Origin of the sequence: Amphritea balenae (assembly GCF_003858655.1) — a bacterium.
GTDB classification, from domain to species: domain Bacteria; phylum Pseudomonadota; class Gammaproteobacteria; order Pseudomonadales; family Balneatricaceae; genus Amphritea; species Amphritea balenae.
In genome coordinates, this window is record NZ_RQXV01000007.1 from 168,251 (window position 1) to 185,485 (window position 17,235).

General features: G+C 48.2%; 20 protein-coding genes. 11 read left to right on the plus strand and 9 right to left on the minus strand.

Annotation, left to right across the window (positions count from 1 at the left end; all coding sequences use genetic code 11):
* Window positions 1–18: 18 nt before the first annotated feature.
* From EHS89_RS13485 to EHS89_RS13510, 6 genes are all read left to right on the plus strand, one after another.
* The gene (locus EHS89_RS13485; protein WP_124926678.1) at window positions 19–501 is read left to right on the plus strand and encodes a hypothetical protein; all 483 of its coding nucleotides are present in this window, start codon (window positions 19–21) and stop codon (window positions 499–501) included.
* Between the two features lie 25 nt (window positions 502–526).
* Complete coding sequence (locus EHS89_RS13490; RefSeq protein WP_124926679.1) at window positions 527–979, plus strand: glutaredoxin family protein; 453 nt, start codon at window positions 527–529, stop codon at window positions 977–979.
* A gap of 89 nt (window positions 980–1,068) precedes the next feature.
* Window positions 1,069–1,497, plus strand: a complete 429-nt coding sequence (locus EHS89_RS13495; RefSeq protein WP_124926680.1) for a hypothetical protein — start codon at window positions 1,069–1,071, stop codon at window positions 1,495–1,497.
* A complete protein-coding gene (locus EHS89_RS13500; protein ID WP_124926681.1) occupies window positions 1,491–2,423 on the plus strand; it encodes a phosphatidate cytidylyltransferase in 933 nt (310 codons plus the stop codon). Before EHS89_RS13495 ends, EHS89_RS13500 begins: the two co-directional genes overlap by 7 nt.
* A gap of 9 nt (window positions 2,424–2,432) precedes the next feature.
* Complete coding sequence (locus EHS89_RS13505) at window positions 2,433–3,080, plus strand: lysophospholipid acyltransferase family protein (RefSeq protein WP_124926682.1); 648 nt, start codon at window positions 2,433–2,435, stop codon at window positions 3,078–3,080.
* Window positions 3,081–3,082: 2 nt separating this feature from the next.
* Window positions 3,083–3,574: a hypothetical protein gene (locus EHS89_RS13510; protein WP_124926683.1), complete on the plus strand. Its 492-nt coding sequence runs from the start codon at window positions 3,083–3,085 to the stop codon at window positions 3,572–3,574.
* 5 nt (window positions 3,575–3,579) lie between these two features.
* On the opposite strand, the gene EHS89_RS13515 is transcribed toward EHS89_RS13510, so the two are convergent.
* From EHS89_RS13515 to EHS89_RS13535, 5 genes are all read right to left on the minus strand, one after another.
* The gene (locus EHS89_RS13515) at window positions 3,580–4,197 is read right to left on the minus strand and encodes a CDP-alcohol phosphatidyltransferase family protein (protein ID WP_124926684.1); all 618 of its coding nucleotides are present in this window, start codon (window positions 4,195–4,197) and stop codon (window positions 3,580–3,582) included.
* A gap of 12 nt (window positions 4,198–4,209) precedes the next feature.
* Entirely contained in the window at window positions 4,210–4,629 is a 420-nt protein-coding gene (locus EHS89_RS13520; protein WP_124926685.1) for a hypothetical protein, read from the minus strand.
* Entirely contained in the window at window positions 4,626–5,951 is a 1,326-nt protein-coding gene (locus EHS89_RS13525) for a phosphatase PAP2/dual specificity phosphatase family protein (RefSeq protein ID WP_124926686.1), read from the minus strand. The genes EHS89_RS13520 and EHS89_RS13525 overlap by 4 nt, the downstream gene beginning before the upstream one ends.
* Window positions 5,952–5,963: 12 nt before the next feature.
* Window positions 5,964–7,745, minus strand: coding sequence for a bifunctional alpha/beta hydrolase/class I SAM-dependent methyltransferase (locus tag EHS89_RS13530; protein WP_124926687.1), 1,782 nt, complete (start codon window positions 7,743–7,745; stop codon window positions 5,964–5,966).
* A 116-nt stretch (window positions 7,746–7,861) separates the two neighbouring features.
* Window positions 7,862–8,410 carry an SH3 domain-containing protein gene (locus EHS89_RS13535; RefSeq protein ID WP_124926688.1) on the minus strand — a complete coding sequence of 183 codons (549 nt, stop codon included), beginning with the start codon at window positions 8,408–8,410 and terminating at the stop codon, window positions 7,862–7,864.
* Window positions 8,411–8,582: 172 nt separating this feature from the next.
* Between EHS89_RS13535 and EHS89_RS13540 the strand changes: the two genes are divergently transcribed.
* Complete coding sequence (locus EHS89_RS13540; RefSeq protein ID WP_124926689.1) at window positions 8,583–10,163, plus strand: peptide chain release factor 3; 1,581 nt, start codon at window positions 8,583–8,585, stop codon at window positions 10,161–10,163.
* A gap of 129 nt (window positions 10,164–10,292) precedes the next feature.
* Window positions 10,293–11,057, plus strand: a complete 765-nt coding sequence (locus EHS89_RS13545; protein WP_124926690.1) for a TatD family hydrolase — start codon at window positions 10,293–10,295, stop codon at window positions 11,055–11,057.
* On the opposite strand, the gene EHS89_RS13550 is transcribed toward EHS89_RS13545, so the two are convergent.
* On the minus strand, window positions 11,054–11,452 hold the full coding sequence (locus tag EHS89_RS13550; RefSeq protein WP_124926691.1) for a hypothetical protein: 399 nt from the start codon (window positions 11,450–11,452) through the stop codon (window positions 11,054–11,056). The genes EHS89_RS13545 and EHS89_RS13550 overlap by 4 nt on opposite strands.
* An 18-nt stretch (window positions 11,453–11,470) precedes the next feature.
* On the minus strand, window positions 11,471–13,378 hold the full coding sequence (locus EHS89_RS13555; RefSeq protein ID WP_124926692.1) for a beta-ketoacyl synthase: 1,908 nt from the start codon (window positions 13,376–13,378) through the stop codon (window positions 11,471–11,473).
* 218 nt (window positions 13,379–13,596) lie between these two features.
* On the opposite strand from EHS89_RS13555, the gene EHS89_RS13560 reads away from it, so the two are divergent.
* The gene (locus tag EHS89_RS13560; RefSeq protein WP_124926693.1) at window positions 13,597–14,250 is read left to right on the plus strand and encodes a YiaD family glycine zipper/OmpA-like lipoprotein; all 654 of its coding nucleotides are present in this window, start codon (window positions 13,597–13,599) and stop codon (window positions 14,248–14,250) included.
* A 76-nt stretch (window positions 14,251–14,326) separates the two neighbouring features.
* On the opposite strand, the gene EHS89_RS13565 is transcribed toward EHS89_RS13560, so the two are convergent.
* The gene (locus tag EHS89_RS13565; RefSeq protein WP_124926694.1) at window positions 14,327–15,547 is read right to left on the minus strand and encodes a flagella assembly protein FlgT; all 1,221 of its coding nucleotides are present in this window, start codon (window positions 15,545–15,547) and stop codon (window positions 14,327–14,329) included.
* A gap of 175 nt (window positions 15,548–15,722) precedes the next feature.
* Here EHS89_RS13565 and EHS89_RS13570 point away from each other — a divergent pair, with 175 nt between their 5' ends.
* Together EHS89_RS13570 and EHS89_RS13575 are read left to right on the plus strand one after the other, a co-directional pair.
* Window positions 15,723–16,394 (plus strand): FlgO family outer membrane protein, encoded by a 672-nt coding sequence (locus tag EHS89_RS13570; RefSeq protein WP_229753595.1) that lies wholly within the window; start codon window positions 15,723–15,725, stop codon window positions 16,392–16,394.
* A gap of 17 nt (window positions 16,395–16,411) precedes the next feature.
* Window positions 16,412–16,876 carry an LPP20 family lipoprotein gene (locus EHS89_RS13575; protein WP_229753597.1) on the plus strand — a complete coding sequence of 155 codons (465 nt, stop codon included), beginning with the start codon at window positions 16,412–16,414 and terminating at the stop codon, window positions 16,874–16,876.
* A 57-nt stretch (window positions 16,877–16,933) separates the two neighbouring features.
* On the opposite strand, the gene EHS89_RS13580 is transcribed toward EHS89_RS13575, so the two are convergent.
* On the minus strand, window positions 16,934–17,230 hold the full coding sequence (locus EHS89_RS13580; RefSeq protein WP_124926697.1) for a DUF1244 domain-containing protein: 297 nt from the start codon (window positions 17,228–17,230) through the stop codon (window positions 16,934–16,936).
* Between the last annotated feature and the right edge of the window lie 5 nt (window positions 17,231–17,235).

The following is a 17,235-nucleotide window of genomic DNA, read 5'->3' on the forward strand; positions in this document are numbered from 1 at the left end:
GATGATTAGGAGTATTAAATGAGAAGGATCTTTTTATTAGTATGCTTTACGCTTTTTCTCGGAGGCTGTAACTCTGAACTCTATTCACCTCAGCTGGGTGTCAGTGTTGAGGGTGATTATGCGGTTGTTATCACCCTGCTTGCGGTAATCAATAACCGTTCCGGTGAAGGGCCCCGGCCGCTGCGCCTGCCCTATAAAGCAAAGCCCGGTTATCAGGGGCAGAAATCTTCGGTGCGTTGGTTGGGGGTGTTGAACCTGAAGGATCAGGCTATGCCTTCTGCAATTCCTGTAAGCTGGTATCTGATCGATCCGGTAACCGGAGCACCCCTTTCAGATAAAACTTATAGCCAGACACTGGATATGCAGGAGGTGTTGGCAACGCCGATGGGTAAACAGCTGCAACAGGGTAAAGAGTTGCTGATTGAACTGGTGTTCAGGGGGGATCATTTCCGCACCCGTTTGACCACACGGGATACCCTGGACCCGATCTGGATTAATTAAAACTTAGTAAAACAAGGATGTTTATATGAAACGACCATTTCTGGCCGTATTGCTGAGCCTCTCACTCTCTTTTTCAGCCTATGGCTTCGATTTGAATAGTCTTCTGAAAGACAAAGCAGAAAATGTATTACAAGGGGTGATCAGTGGTGATATTCGCTCTGTTGATGATGCCATTAATGCAGCCATACCTTCTGTAACGGAAGTGAGTGAAAGTCTGACCGGTGAAGCCTTTGCCGGTAGCGGTGAGATCACTATGTATGTCACACCTACCTGCGGTTACTGCAAAAAAGCCGAGCGCTATATGAGCCAGAATGGAGTTCGCTATAATCGCCGGGATGTAACAAAGAACAAATCAGCCATGAATGACTTTCGTGAATTAGGTGGTCGTGGTGTACCCCTGATCACTGTGGGTGATGAGCAGATGGCAGGCTTTGATGCGCAGCGCTTTGAAAAGATGCGACAGCGTAACGGGCTATAAGGAGCCATCAGCGTGACGGACAATAAAGAGCCATCAGCGCTACGGAGTATAAATAGCCATCAGCGTTACGGACTATAAGGAACAGTCAGATGAATGGATTTATGAAGATCGCTATGGCCTGGTTTACCACCTCTCTATTCACCGCTTTAATTATCTTTTTTCCTGAGTTTAACTTAATGGCTAGCAATCGAAGTTTCTTCGGCTATCTGTTTTATACCGCAATTACGGTGTTTCTGTTTGGTATCCCCCTTGGTTTGCTGTTTCAGTGGCGGGGCATTCGTTCTGTTGCTGTGTATGGGGTGGCGGGGCTTGTTGCTGCCATTGTCGCGCTCTCTTTTCTGATGGGGGCTTTCCCGGGTATCACTGTTTCTTTCAGCTTCTGGTTCAGTTACATGGTGGATTTCTGGCTGATCGCTTTTGCCGGGGGCGCAGGCGGTATCTGGTACGGGTGGTTAACGCAACGGTTAATCAGGTATCCTGTTGACAACAAAGCACCTGAAGATGGATCTCTATGCTAGGTATTCCGCTGCACTCATTTTACCTGATCGTTTTAGTCCTAATCCTGCTGATATGCGGTAGTCTGATCCGCTATCGGTTAGAGCAGTCAAACCCGGAAAAAGATTACACCGAGCTGAGAGAAAGAATTCAGTCCTGGTGGGTGATGGTTGGGCTGCTGTTTGCAGCGCTGCTTTTCAGCCAGACCCTGGCTATTGTCTTCTTTGGCTTTCTCAGTTTTCTGGCCCTGAAAGAGTTTCTTTCCATTGTGCCAACCCGGCAGACCGATCGCCGGGTTATTTTCTGGGCCTACCTGTCCATCCCGATCCAGTATTACTGGGTGTCCATTGGCTGGTATGGCATGTTTATTATCTTTATCCCGGTCTATATCTTTCTGTTGCTGCCGATCCGGATGGTGCTGTTGGGGGAGACCAAAGGCTTTATCCGTTCTGCCGGGATTCTGCATTGGGCTACCATGCTGACGGTATTTGCTTTCAGCCATATCGCGTATCTGCTGGTGCTACCGGTAAAAAATGAGATGGCAGGGTATATAGGCCCGGTGCTGTTCCTGCTGTTTATGACGCAGTTTAACGATGTCTGCCAGTATATCTGGGGAAAAAAGCTGGGGCGGCATAGAATCATCCCTAAAGTAAGCCCGAATAAAACCTGGGAGGGTTTTCTCGGGGGCGTTGCTACGATCACCCTGGTGGCAGCTATTACCGGCCCTCTGTTAACCCCGCTGCTCTGGTGGCAGGGGATGCTCGCGGGCATGTTAATCAGTGTTAGCGGTTTTTTTGGTGATCTGGTGATATCTTCCGTTAAACGGGATCTTCAGATTAAGGATACCGGCAATCTGATACCTGGCCATGGTGGGATTCTGGACCGTATGGACAGTCTGATCTTTACCGCACCGCTGTTCTTTCACTTCCTCTATTACAGTCACTATTAAGGGGGGAGTATGGACCGCATTATAAAACTGCTGTTCTTTGCCCTGCTGGTTAAACCGGTGGTATTGCTGTTGTTAGGGCTGAATATCCGGGGCCGGAATAATCTGCCGAAAAAAGGCCCGGCCATTGTGATTGCCAATCATAACAGCCACCTTGATACCCTAGTGTTGTTAAGCCTGTTTCCGTTATCACAGATTCATCGGGTGCGGCCGGTAGCAGCGGCTGATTACTTTCTGCAAAACGGCGGTTTGTTGGCCTGGATCGCCCTTAAATGCATCGGCATTATCCCGCTGGATCGCAGCGGTGGCGCTGATCGGGAGGTACTGTTCAGCGGCTGTAACCGGGCTCTGGAAAACAATGAGATATTAGTTCTGTTTCCAGAGGGCAGCCGGGGGCGACCGGAGCAGATGAGCCGGTTAAAGAAAGGTGTCTACTTCCTGATAAAAGAGCGACCTGAAGTACCGGTGATTCCGGTGATGTTGCATGGCTTAGGCCGGTCACTGCCCAAGGGAGAGGCGCTATTCGTCCCCTTTAATTGTGATGTGGTTATAGGTGAAAACCTGACCGAACGTGATTCTGCTGCGGGCTTTATCAACTCCGCTGGAGCTTGCTTCAAAGAACTATCTGAATATTGTTTAACACTGAATCACAGGGAGTGAGCATGTGGAAAGTAATTGGTTGGACTTTTGTGTCTTTATTTGTCGCTACTTTACTCTCGATTTTGTTAGTTTTTTTCTCTATTGATAGTTATTACCGTATTGAAGGTGAGGGCATCAAGCCCAATGGACTTTCTCGTGTCAAATTTAGCGCACCGGGTGTATATAATTTTAACAACAAAGTTGAGCTAGTTAGTTATAAATATCAAGAAACATACATATCACCTCTTAACTATATATTGTCTTACAATAATAGTTTTGTTCATTCTTATGGAAAAAAAGCTTTGCTAAGTGTGTATGGGTTGGAAAAAGGGGAGATTAACGTGAAGCTTAATGGACTCAGTTACGATGATTGGAAAAGAGAGTATTCCGCTTTAAATTTAAGATTGCCGAAGCATGAGCAAAGTTTAAAGATAGATATAACCGATGGTACTAATGAGCTTAAGCTGACGTTAGAGCTGGATACTGTTTACTCTTATACCCTTCCTTCACCGTAATATAACTATTGTACTTCTCTTAGCGCGCTATGAGCTCTGTTGATCAGGGTTACCAGCAGCAAGATGATGATTAAAATTAATACCAACGTGCTCCATATACCCGGAGCAATACCTACCGCATAGAGTAGCCCCAGCACACCAAAAAACAGGGCCCGATCACTTTTGCCAGATGGCCCGTCGTAACGACGGCTGGCACCGATCTGTACCGCAACTACGCCAATCATCTCACTCATTACCGCCAACAGTGTCAGGATAACCAGCAGCGGGATATTGATGCCCGGCAGGGCAGCAAAGGCGAGAAACAGGGCGCTATCGGAGATCACATCCCCCATCTCGTTGAGAATAGCCCCTTTGGGAGTGGCCATATTATGTTCTCGGGCCAGCATGCCATCGATATTGTTCAGGGCCATCCGGATAAACATCCATAGCGGAACGCAGAGCCAGAATAACGGGGAGATCTGTAGCTGCAGCTCACCAAAATAGAGTGCCAGTGCCAGCATTATTGAACCCAGCATGGCTGCTACCGTCACCTGGTTTGCGCTGATCCCTAGAGCTGCCAGACGGTTGGTGACAGGTCGTAGAAGGTCAGAGAAAGCACTTTTGAGTTGATAGACAGATGGCATCGATCAGTTCCTTCAGATCAGATAAGTTAACAGGCTTATGCAGGTTAAAGCACTTTGCAGCAGTAACAACCCCAGTTGTAGATAGAATAAGCGCCGTATGCCTTGCAGGCGTTGCTCCATACTGCTGTTTGAATAGTTTCGTACTTTGCCGGGAAACAGGAAATGCAGGGCCCGGTCGAATTGCTCAGCATCTGTATTGGCAAGTAGTGGCAGCAGTTGGCTATCCAGCTGTACCCTCCAGTGGTAAAAACTATACAGCAACGCACAGATAATGCCGGTCAGAGCAAATAGCTGTGCCGGGAGTTGTTCGCCAGTGATGAGTAGAGCACTACAAATACCCGCTAATAACAGTGACAGGCTACCAAAATACCTGGTTGAAGCTAATACTGCCTGGGTAACCCGGAGCTGTGAGTTACTAATGGATTCAATCATAGTGATCGTTCCTTAAACTTTTGCAGCAGGTTGATATGGGCGGGTTTGAGTACACAATCAGGCTGTGCTTTTTGAATCATATCTACTGCCTGGATAACAGAACGGGTACTGTCTGTTGTTAGTAGCCAACCGGCAATAACCACCGCGCTACGGGATAAGCCCAGCGCACAATGTACCAGTACGCAGTGGCCGGAACGATTGAGTTGATCAAGCTGCTGTACCGCTTGTTCCAGGTGTTCAATATCCGGGCAGACCAGATCCAGCATCGGTGTACGATAATACTGCCCGGTAGGGTTAGCCAGAGGTTTCATCTCTGCGGTGACATTGAGAATACTTAAGGCTGTACTGTGCTGAATATCGTTTTTTGTCGGTGCCCGCCCCAACCAGACCCCCGTAGTTATTTCGACGCAGCCCGGGCGTTTACGACTCAGTATCGCGGCACTGAGTTTGGCACCTAACAGGTATGGGGCAAGTAATATCATCGCCGGTATCGACATACGCTGGTCACGGTATTGGAAGACCGATACACCTAAACCTGTATAGGCTGCAGCAATCAGTGCTGTGGCGATAGCGGGCCAGAGTAGTAAGTATCCCCAACCGCCAAATGCCAGTGCTAACAGGATAAAGAGCAGACTGCCTGTCAGATAGAGCCGAGCCAGCTTTGGGCTTTTTGCGGTTTCCCAATGCCAGCGAAACGGTTGTTCCTGTATCAGGTAGAGCAGTGCGATGGCAACGATTAGCCCGCCGATAATATCGATAAAATGGTGTTGCCAGGTGGTCAGTACAGAGATGCCGATCAGGAACATCCAGCTGTGAGTTAATAGCCTTGGTATTACATGATGTATGTGCTGATAGAATCTTACCCAGATCAATACCAGAAGACTGATATGTAGCGAGGGGGCTTGGTTATAAGGCTTATCCAGACTGGTTAGCAGGTCATAAAGGGTACCGTAGAGGCCATAGGTCTCAGGGCGGGTTAAGGTAAACTGTAGGGGGTAGAACAAAAAGCAGATAACCGAGATAACCGTTGCTGCGAATAACCTCAGACTATGTCGGTCGAGCTCTGCCTTACAGGTACACAAAAATAGCGATATTCCATAGAGAAGATCGATCGACATATAGGGAATAATGCTCCAGTCCCAGAATGGGATATGGCTTTCCCAGGCAAAAACCAGTTGGCCAACATCATCCCGTGTGGCTGTATATTCATTGGTAAAACCGTACAGAATAAAAAAAGTCGGTCCAAGAAAGGCCAGCCAACCTAATGCTCTTAGGAAAAGAGTAGTGCGGTTGGCTGTTGCTTGAGTATAAGTACTGTCCATGTTCTGGTCCGGTTATTTTCTTCGGGCAATGGAAACAGAGAAGATTCCCCACTGGTCGATCAGTTGACCGCATTTTTCAAAGCCAGCTTCCTCTATCAGTTGGTCCATCTCCCTTTGTGAACGGCAGCGCATAACCCATTGCTGGCCATCCTGATGGCTGGTGAGTACCCTGGCGATCAGTTCTTGCTGAGGGTGCCAGGGCTGATTGGTATAGATCAGATAACCATTGCTCTTGATTGCCTGGGCAAGCCCGGCTAATGATCGGCGTATCATATTGTTATCACTGAACAGCTCGTAAAGACCTGAAACGATACCCAGGGTTGGTTTTGGTTCTATCGCTGCAACAGACGCCTGGTCAAAAGCATCTCCCTGCTGGAACTCACTGAAGCCATCAAAGCCCCTCTGCTGCAGTGCCTGGTTGCCCGCAGTAACGTTAATATCACTGAAATCCCTGAGTAGCAGGCTTTCAATTTCGGTTTTACGGGGCTCGATGGCATCCAGAATATAGCGGCCTTGTCCGGCGGCGATATCGGCAATATGAATCGGCAGGTTATTCTGTTGTAACTGATTAATCGCTTGGTTGATCAATTGCTCCAGATTTGTTTTGCGCTGACGGATACCCCGCCACCCTATGCTGTTAAGGTAGCTATTATCGATAATGCGTCCCAGCCAACCTTTACCTTGAGGCTGATTCTGATAGACATAATCCAGTGTACTGCCGGAATCAAAGCCGGTGGTTTGACCCAGTTTGTAGCCTTCTGAAAACTTGGCGCCCAGTTTTGTCATCTGTTTCAACAGATCCCAGTAGTAGCGTTGAATACCTGTAACAGGCTGTTTCAGACTTTGAAAATTCTGATAGCCCTGGCCCTGTTTATCTGCCTGTTTCAGGTCGGGGTTATCCTCAGTTGCTGCAAAGCTATTGTTAATAAAACGGCGTATCTCTTTGAGTGCCTGCTCCCGATGCAGTTCTCCCAGAGTGTCATGAAAGAAACCGGGTAGCTCAATTAGCTGTTTATCACGGCTGCCCAGGCGAGCCATAAATTCATATTGCGGTGCTTTCTCTACCACCCAGTCACTGCCGGACACCAGCGTCAGGGTTGGCGTTGTTATCGTATGTGCATCGGTGATGCAGCGCTCTGCAGCCTGGTATAGATCTAATAAAATATTAGAGGCGATAGGGCGGGTAATCAGCGGGTCGTTGTTGTAACTCTCAATTCGTTTTGGATCATGGCTTAAATAGTGGGCTTTAACATAGGAGTTGACGGTAAACACGCCACTGATTTTCTGCCTCAGGGCGATCATTTGTCGGGCAAAGGGCACATAGAGTTTTACTTTGAATGCTGGTGCCGCCAGGATCATTGCACGGATATCAGGGGCATAATCATGTACCCAGGTTGTTAGCATAACCGCCCCAACGCTCTGACCGAGGACAACAATATCCTGTGGTTTTAAGTCATGATGCTGGCATATATGGCGAATAAAGCAGTCGATATCCTGAACCATAGAGCCAAAACTCTCTGCATGGCCTCGCTCACCAGCTGAACGTCCCAGCCCTCGTGCATCCCATGCAAAAAAATCACAATGGCTTAAACTGAGTTCCGCAACCAGGTGGCCCATTCGCCCACCATGTTCATGGCCGCGATGAAACATCACTACTGCTTGTTTTGCTTTTCCAGTTATTTGTTCTGTTGCAGCCCAATGGCGGTAAAATAACTCAGAACCATCATGGCTATTGAAAAGGTGCTCTGTGTCAGCGCAACCAGACTTTACTGGTTGAGTTATTGGCTGGTTCATTTATCAGTTCCATTGTGGTTTGAATTGTCCTGAGTATTTCCTGACTCACTTGAGAATTGAACTCTCAACAGAGAAGTATTATTAATTGATACTTAGTGGCGGATAATTTGCTACCGCTAGGGTTTAGAGAAAAACTGTTGTTTGCTTATATCCAGATAGACCGGCTTTCGCTGGCCTTTTTGCCGACAGTAAAGATAATAAACTTGCCCTGTACTGACATCGTTAGCGTGCCACCACCCCTGCATCTCTTTAACTTCACTAAAGCGGCAGCGGCGACTTTTTATCAGTTTTACGGTTGCCTCAAGAAACTTGTCTTCATACAGCTCAAAATCGTCTGAATTCAGAATAATGCTACGGACTAATTCCCGCTCTGCTTTGGCTTGCTGAGTCTTGGAAAGGGGAGTCTCAGAGATGTATTGTGCTGCTACCCAGCCGGTTAAGCCGGAATCTGGTGTGATTATTTTTGTCCAGGCGTTATTTTCCTGATTGATCAGAATATGGACTTGCTGACCCAGAAACAGGACACCCACTTTTTTGCTGGTTAATGTCGGTGCATAGCGGACATTGAGCGTTGTGGCTGTTATGTAGCCCGAAGTCAGTTGCTGAGCAGAGAGGTGATTGCTGTGTAACAAACACAGCAGGGTAATGTATAAAATCCATTTCATGAGATAAAAAATTGCCGATCCATAGCTTTGAGCCTTAGTTTCTCAGGAATATGAACTGAGTCAATAGCTTTCGGTTGTGGATTTGAGGCTGATCAGCGAAAATAGCGGCCAACTAATTATTGAGTCTGCTGCGTTGTTTGCTGCAGGCTGACGCCAAAGTAACCGGATTCCTATGTCTAGTATCTCTCAGGAAGTATCGACTCGTCGTACTTTCGCTATTATTTCCCACCCGGATGCGGGTAAGACCACCATTACTGAAAAACTGTTGTTGTTCGGAAACCTGATACAGAAAGCCGGTACCGTTAAGGGTAAGAAGGCGGATCGCCATGCAACATCTGACTGGATGAGCATGGAGAAGGAGCGGGGTATCTCGGTGACTTCTTCGGTGATGCAGTTCCCCCATAATGGCCGTATCGTTAATCTGTTGGATACGCCGGGACACGAAGACTTTTCGGAAGATACTTACCGTACTCTGACCGCCGTGGATTCTGCGTTGATGGTGGTTGACGGTGCTAAGGGTGTCGAGGATCGGACTATCAAACTGATGGAAGTTTGTCGTCTGCGGGATACGCCGATACTGTCTTTCGTTAACAAAATGGACCGTGATATCCGGGAGCCAATTGATCTGCTGGATGAGATTGAGGCCGTACTGAAGATCGCCGCCGCACCTATTACCTGGCCGATCAGCATGGGACGTGATTTTCGTGGGGTGTATAACCTCTATAGCGATACCATCCATGTATTTACGCCGGGACAGGGCAATATCATTCCTGATGATATCCAGGTAAAAGGACTGGAAAGCGCTGAAGCAAAAGAGTTGCTGGGTGATCTGTACGAAGATTTTGTCGAAGAGGTCGAGCTGGTGCGAGGCGCCAGTCATGAATACGATCAGGATGAGTATCTGGCGGGTCGTCAGACACCTGTGTTCTTTGGTACTGCGTTATCTAACTTTGGTGTGCGCGAAATGCTGGATGGCTTTGTAGAATTTGCCCCGGCACCGATTGGGCGCTCGGCCATCAGCCGTGATGTTGAAGCTGATGAAGAAAAATTCTCCGGTTTTGTGTTTAAGATTCAGGCCAATATGGACCCTAAGCACCGTGACCGCATCGCCTTTATGCGGGTTTGTTCCGGGCGTTATACCAAAGGTATGAAGATGCGCCACGTACGGATCAAAAAGGATGTGAAGATCGCTGATGCGGTTACCTTCCTGGCGGGCGATCGTTCTAACGTAGAAGAAGCCTGGTCTGGCGATATTATCGGTTTGCATAACCACGGTACGATCCAGATCGGTGATACGTTTACTGAGGGTGAAGATCTTAAATTCACCGGTATCCCGCACTTTGCACCGGAGATGTTCCGTCGAGTTCGCCCTTTGGATCCATTGAAGATGAAACAGTTGCAGAAAGGTTTGCAGCAGTTGTCTGAAGAAGGTGCAGTACAACTGTTCCAGCCGATCGCTAAAAACGATTTGATTCTTGGTGCCGTGGGACAATTGCAGTTCGAAGTAGTGGTTTACCGTCTTAAGGATGAGTACAAAGTCGACTGTAAGTATGAGCCGGTGACTATCGCCACAGCCCGTTGGGTCGAGTGTGATGATGAACGTAAGCTGGAAGAGTTCCGCCGCAAAGGCGATGTTAACCTTGCGATCGATGGCGGTGGTTTGCTGACCTATCTGGCGCCGACCCGGGTGAACTTGAGCCTGACTGAAGAGCGCTGGCCTGAGATGCAGTTCCGGGCTACCCGGGAACATTAATAAACAAACGCGCCTTAGGGCGCGTTTTTTTTGTTTTGTTTATCGTTGCCAGACATTATGTCTTAACTTACTCAGTAAAGCTGAAAGCGTCGCTTTAGCCATTAGCTTGAGGCGAGTTATACTTCCCCTATGCGTTTGATCGATACCCACGTGCACCTGGATTTTCCACAATTAGCTGATGAAATTGATGCAGTGCTTAGTCGTGCCCGTGATAAGGGGGTCTCTGATTTTGTAGTGCCGGGTGTGGAACTTGATAACTGGCAGGCGGTGCTGGATCTCTGTGCCGCCCATTCGGGGTTATATCCAGCGTTGGGCTTGCATCCTTGCTTCAGTCATTCAGATCCCTGTAGGGCATTATTACAATTGGAAGCCGGTTTAAAAAATCAAAACCTGGTGGCGGTAGGTGAAATAGGCCTCGACCTGTTTATCCCGGACGCAAATCTGGATCAGCAACTAAAAATTTTAGTGCCGCAGTTAGAGCTGGCAAAGCGATTTGAAAAGCCGGTTTTACTGCATGTCCGTAAGGCACATGATCAAATGCTAAAGCAACTTCGTCAACTCAGGCTGGAGCCGGCTGGAATCGTTCATGCTTTTTCAGGCAGCGAGCAGCAGGCCCGTGAGTATTTGAAACTGGGATTTAAGCTGGGTGTTGGTGGGACGGTTACCTATGACAGGGCGTCAAAGCTCAGAGCTATAGTTGCGACATTGCCATTAGAGAGCTTTGTTCTGGAAACCGATGCGCCGGATATGCCGCTACTGGGGTATCAGGGGCAGGTTAATTATCCTGAGCGGGTTGTTAATATAGCGAGAAAGGTCGCTGAGCTGAGGCAATTGAGTAGTGTCGAGGTTGCAAGGGTAACTTCAGCGACCAGTCAGCGATTATTGTGTATTTAGAAGGACTGGTTTTTGTTATGTGAAGCGTCTTTGATAATTAGAAATAACTGCCGGGTTTTCTCCGTCAAAGGGATTGTATAGAAACGACCATCATCTGAGAGTTTTTCTCCGCTGTAGGTTTTGTTATCCGGACGAATGATCATTTTTAGCAAAGCAGAGCGGGTACTTTCACCTGTTACTGCCTGATTGTAAAGACTGCCGATCCGGTTTGCTTTAATTGGATTATGGTAGAGAGGGCTCATATCTTCACAGTTTTTTGAATTGCCTAAACAAATTATGTTTCTCTTCAAATCGATCATATAAAAGCTGGTATCGATTGGCTCCTGGCTTAGTGGATTACTTATACAGCCGGTTAATAGCAGGCCAGACAGGGCCAGAGTCAGAATTCGAATCATGTTAGTTTCCAGTTTCGCTTATTTCATATCATCAAAGGGATTGGCAATATCCAGACTGATCGTCTGGCTGTAGCCCGGCAGCTTAATTTCCTGGCTGCTGATCTCTACATCGTCACCGGTGAGCACATTGTGATCGTATAGATAGATCGGCTTGGTCAAGCCTTTGACGCTGTTCTGATTATAGGTATTTGCTATGTCGCACGTGATGTTGCGCTTACCCCGATAAAGATCCATAGCGGCTTTACCATGGCGTTTCTCAAGCATCTGTTCGGTAATATGGGGTGCCAGAATAACAGCGCTGGCATTATTGCCACCAAAGCCTTTCGAGTTAAGGATGACTGAGTCCATACCTTGCTTGCCCACTTCCATATGCTGGTTGCTGAGCATCAGGTTACTGTCATGGATATCGCTGGCGAATTCAGGGGTGGTCAGAATGCCGGGTATATAACCGTATTTCCAAACACCCAGAGACAGGTTGAACTGGTCACCACCGGCGGTGCCTTGTGAGTGTCCGATGTAGCTTTTCAGGGCAGCGACCCGCCAGTCGGTAATACCAAACGCTTTGGCTGTCTGATTGATAACGTGGGATTCAGTTACCCGGTTTTGCGGCGTGCTGGTGCCGTGTGCCTGAACAAAGCTGCGTTGTTTTAGCGATTCGTCACCTAGCATAGTGCCGACTAGTGAAGCCGCTTTACTTAACGTGATGTAGTTACCAATGCCTGGGGCAGAGATGGATTTTTTGTGACCATCGGCATTGACAAAAACTTCAGGCACTGCGCCATGAATATCAGCGCCGAGCTCGAGTGCCAGATCATCGCTCATCATCAGTGTGAACTGAGTGGATTCGGCAATGGTAAAGCCGCAATTGTTACCAAACGGGCGGCAGGACTTGCGATAATCGCTATCTTGTAGTTCGCTCAGGCCATCCAGAGCCAATAGATCTTTATCTTCGGCTAACGCGCCCATTGCGCGGAAACCTTCAATGACTTCAGGTGTGACGGGGGCATCGCTACCGCCGACCAGAACGACCTTACGACGACCGGAGCGGATATCGTTTACCGCACTGCGCAGGTTATAAAGATAAGTCGCACAGGCACCTAAAGCACCACCGGTAACGCCAACGCTGCCAAGTACGTAAGCGTTAACAAAATCAGCAGGCATCTGTGCATAGCCCAGTGGCATCTGCTTGGAGGTGGTGCGTTTACCTATGGATGGATATTTAGTCAGGCCGCCAAAGCCCAGATCGTCAAGCTGACCGATTGAGTTGCTTGCATAAACGCCGATCTGGTCAGGACGTATGGCTGCGGTGATTGTATCCCACGGAATCCCCGATGACTGTAAAGCATCGGATGCGCCAAATACGGTCATCTGCAGATTGCGCGGGTGATTGCGTGACTGGTATAGCTTACCAGGCTTGAAACCACTAGGGAGCTGCCCTGCAGCCTGTACCTGTGCTTCCTTAAAGTCCGGGAATATTACATTCAGGTCGCCCTGCAGGGATACTTCTACTAAACCGCCTGAAACTTCTTTTACTTGCCAGTTAGCTGGAATGTTTTTAGGTAACTGGCGTTTTTTTAGTGTAAAAAGAATGGGCTCTTCGGTATTGATGGTGGCCGGCTTATTGAAGGTTACGCCGTGTATATCGAAGCATTCTTTTTCGATTCGGCGTATCAGCGTGCTGTTCTTTACCTGATCGCCAACTCTGTTCAGCAAGTCGGAAGTGGATTGTGGGTTACCGTCCTGATCGGTATAGCTACCGTCACGGTACTCGGTCAGTCCCATCAGGGTTGCCAGGTCCAACAATGTCTCGGTACGATCTGAGTCATTCAACTGATCCAGGATCAGGCGGCGATAGCCGTGGTGGAATGAACTGCGTCCGGCGGGACTGATTCCACCGAAACCGACAATAACAGGAAGCTGAGACAAAAGACTATCCTCGAAGCTGAACGAGACTAAAGGTATTACATATAAGTTACACCGGATTCTATAAGTTGTTGTAAGCAGTGACCAGATCTATCTCAGTAAAAATACCCTGCTAAGGCTATATTAAGCTTAAAAAGTAATAATTTACCGGCTACAGTTAAGGAAATGTGAACTTAGCTGCTGAATATCTGACTAAGCGGAACTTAATTTAAGGAGCACTAATGAAAAAAATTATTGTGTTGGCTGGTGCAATAGCGCTGGCAGGATGTCAGACGCTGGATCCTTATACTCAGGAGTCAAAGACCAGTAATGCTACCAAAGGGGCAGGTATTGGGGCTGTAGCTGGCGCTGTGCTGGGTCATGCTGTGGCGGGTAAAGGTAATAAGACCGAAGGCGTTATCGCCGGTGCACTGGTCGGTGGTGCTGTAGGTGGCGGTATCGGCTACTACATGGATCAGCAGGAGATGCTGTTGCGTCAGGAATTGGAAGGTACCGGTGTGCGGGTCGAGCGTATTGGCGACTCTATCCGTCTGATTATGCCGGGTAATATCACCTTCCCGACCAACTCTTATAATGTTCAGCAGGGGTTCTATCCGGTGCTGGGTTCTGTATCTAAAGTGCTGGTAAAGTTTGATAAGACCGTTATTAATGTGGATGGTTTTACCGATAGCACCGGTTCGTTTGAGTACAACCAGACCTTGTCCGAACGCCGTGCTGCCAGTGTTTCTCAACACCTAGCTGGATCTGGCGTTGCCGCACTAAGATTGCAGTCTCGGGGTTATGGTGAGCGTTACCCTGTGGCGAGTAATGATACGGCGTCGGGTCGATCACTCAATCGTCGGGTTGAAGTCAATATTCGTGGCACACAACAATAACGTAAAGCGTTATTGTTGTGTTTCTTTCCGGGTCATCGCTTCGTGTCTAGCGGGCGCGATGCGGTGGTCTTAGCCCCTATTGGGCTATGACCACATCATCGGGCTGAATATTATAAACTGCGCCATCCTCCGTCAGACGACCAATAGAGAAGGTAGGCTGGACTTCGGTCACTGTCATAGTTTTGCGGGTGTTACTCAGCTGTACATGGCTGCGCATGTCTTCCGTAAAGAAGCTGGATTTACGATAGACGCTGAGTTTATCACCTGCTTTGATGCCGTCCGTTGCGCCAGCATTAAACCATAGAAAGCTGCCGTCACTTTTGGTGATACTGGCTGAGAAGGGTTTGCAGCGCAGTTCGCTGTTCAGGTCTTCAGTTACCTGTTGCAACAGCTTGCGGGTTTGTTGGCCATAGTCCTGTCGCCAGAATTCTGCACTGCCGTAACCGGGGCGGGCTTCCGGGGCAAGGTTCCAGCGTCCGGCTGTGGCGTATTGTTTATTGAATAGTAAAGCCCCTGAGAAACCGTCGTGTATATAAAGCTCCAGCACCAGACTGCGAAGATGGCGTTTGCTGCGATAATCCATCTGATTGTAAAAATCGACCAGTATGTTGCGGTTCGGGTCGGTTACCGATGAGTCATACATAGTCATATCCCGGATAACACCGGAGATAATGTACTGCACATCCAGCTGACGGGTGTGATCAAGTACGGTGGTAAGTGCGCCTGCAGTGAGTAAGCGAGTAGGTGCTGTCGCTGCTGTTTCGTGAACGTTTAACATGCCTGCATTCAGGGCGCGAAGGTTAGTTGCTTGATTAATGCCGGAACTCAGTGTGTTACTTAGTTCGGTCTGTATATTGCTCAGATAGCCCAGGTTGGCCTGCTGTGGGTAAAGCAGAGGAAAGGCTGTAACAGCGACGGATTTTTGATAGCTATGGCCTTTTACGTCACCCGGACAGCCCTCTTCAAAATCGATATCGGCCCTGACTTTAACCCATAACATCCGGCCTTTTATTTTTTCATCCAGTAGCTCGATATTACTAACCATACCGAGAGTACTGACCGACATATTGTCTATGCTGAGTACGCCCCGGTTGAGGCTTTGAGTGCTGCTGACAAAAGCACCGGCCTGAAGAGAGGCTTGTTGGGTCGCATTTTTAATAGCGTTCTGGCGGGCGGAATCGATATCTTTATTAAAAATCAGTGCCTGACCTTCCGCTTCCATGGTTACGGCATGCAGAGACAGGCTGATAAAGCTGAACAAAAGAGCTGCAGTAATTCGAAGCATAGAATTAAACATAATCTGTGGCTGACCGATAATACTCTAAGGTATGCAAAATATTGAGCTGTTGCAATACGGTGGGAATGTTTAAGTCCCTGATTTGTGATAGTTTAAACCGATATTTAATTCTGGGTGTTGGCTGCTGATGAGATTTTATTTATTGCTTTTTTCTCTGGTTCTAACAGGATGTGCTTTGAATGAGCCGATTCCGGTATCGGTGCAGAGTGTTGATCCGCAGGCGATGCAGCAGTTGCGCGAAGCCGAAGCGGCTAATCTTGAAGCTGAGGCTGCCAACCTGGAAGCTCAGCGACAGTTGACTAAGCATGAAGTGGCTATCGTTGCCAGCGATGCCAACGGTGCTGATCCTTTAAGTGAGGCCGTTGCACAGATGGCGGTGCAGCTAAATGTCGGTTTGCAGGAAAACCGGATTAAAAAGCTACCCGTTGCGATTCTGCCTTTTGTTCAGTTAGGTACTAAAGAGTCCGGCACACCAACCGGCGAACGACTGAGTGAAAACTTTATATTTCAAATGCAGCAGCATGGCTACAATCTGGTTGATTATCGGGCGGTGAGTCTGAATACGTCGGCTAAGGATCCATTATCTGTTGCTAACCTTTCGGGTATCCGGAATCGTTATCGAATTCATTTTGTCCTGACCGGCACTTATAGTCAGCATCAGGACGGTATTGTTATTAATGCCCGGGTGCTGGATACCACAACCCGACAGATACTGGCGGCATCGCAGACTCATATCCCTTCGGTGCGTTTAGAGGGGGCTCTGCCTGGTTATGATCCGGTTAAGGCGATGGACAAAGGCATGATAATTGAAAATGGTAGCCGTCAGGCTGTTGGGAAGGCAGAGTAATGGGGTTGGCTATACAGATGAGAAAGATATTCCGGGCGGTATTGGTTTCTATCTGCGTTCTGGCATTGAGTGGTTGTGAAACCTTTGTTGAGTCGACTAAGGATATCGTTTCAGCGTTACCCGATCTTCCGCCAAGTGTTGATAATACGCCGGTTGAACCGGACTGGGTGCAGGTGACCGGTTATGCGCCTATTAGCTTGCAAACAGGCTTGAGTGACCAGCATAAAGTGTTGATGGCGATGAAGGCATCTAAGTTGGATGCGTATCGTGAGCTAACGGTGTTGGTGCATGGTCAGTATCTGGCGGGAACAACGTCGGTAAAAGATATGATGCTACAAAATAATCAGTTTGAAGGCGCTGTGGCTGGTATTATTCGTGGTGCCCGCGTGGTGAAGAGCTACCCTGTTCAGACCGATGTATATGCGACTATTCTTGAGATAGACCTGAGTCAGGTGCAGCGGGCCTGGCAAGCAAATAATTAATATGTTTTTTGCATAAAAAAACGCACCGAGTGCGTTTTTTTAGGTTTAGGGCCTGGGTTATTTGGGCTTTTGGGTCGCTTCAAAAGCCGCCAGTTGTTCTGGGCTGGCTTTCTTCTGGTGTTTCGCTTTCCACTCTGCGTAAGGCATGCCGTAAACCTGTTGGCAGGCATCTTCGTAGCTGAGCTCAAGGCCTTGCTCATCAGCGGCGGCCTTGTACCACTTAGACAGGCAGTTGCGGCAGAAACCGGCCAGAATCATTAAATCAATATTCTGTACGTCTTTGCGGTCGTCCAGATGCTTTACCAGGCGGCGGAATGCAGCTGCTTCCAGCTCGGTTTGTTGTTGCTTATCCATAGAAC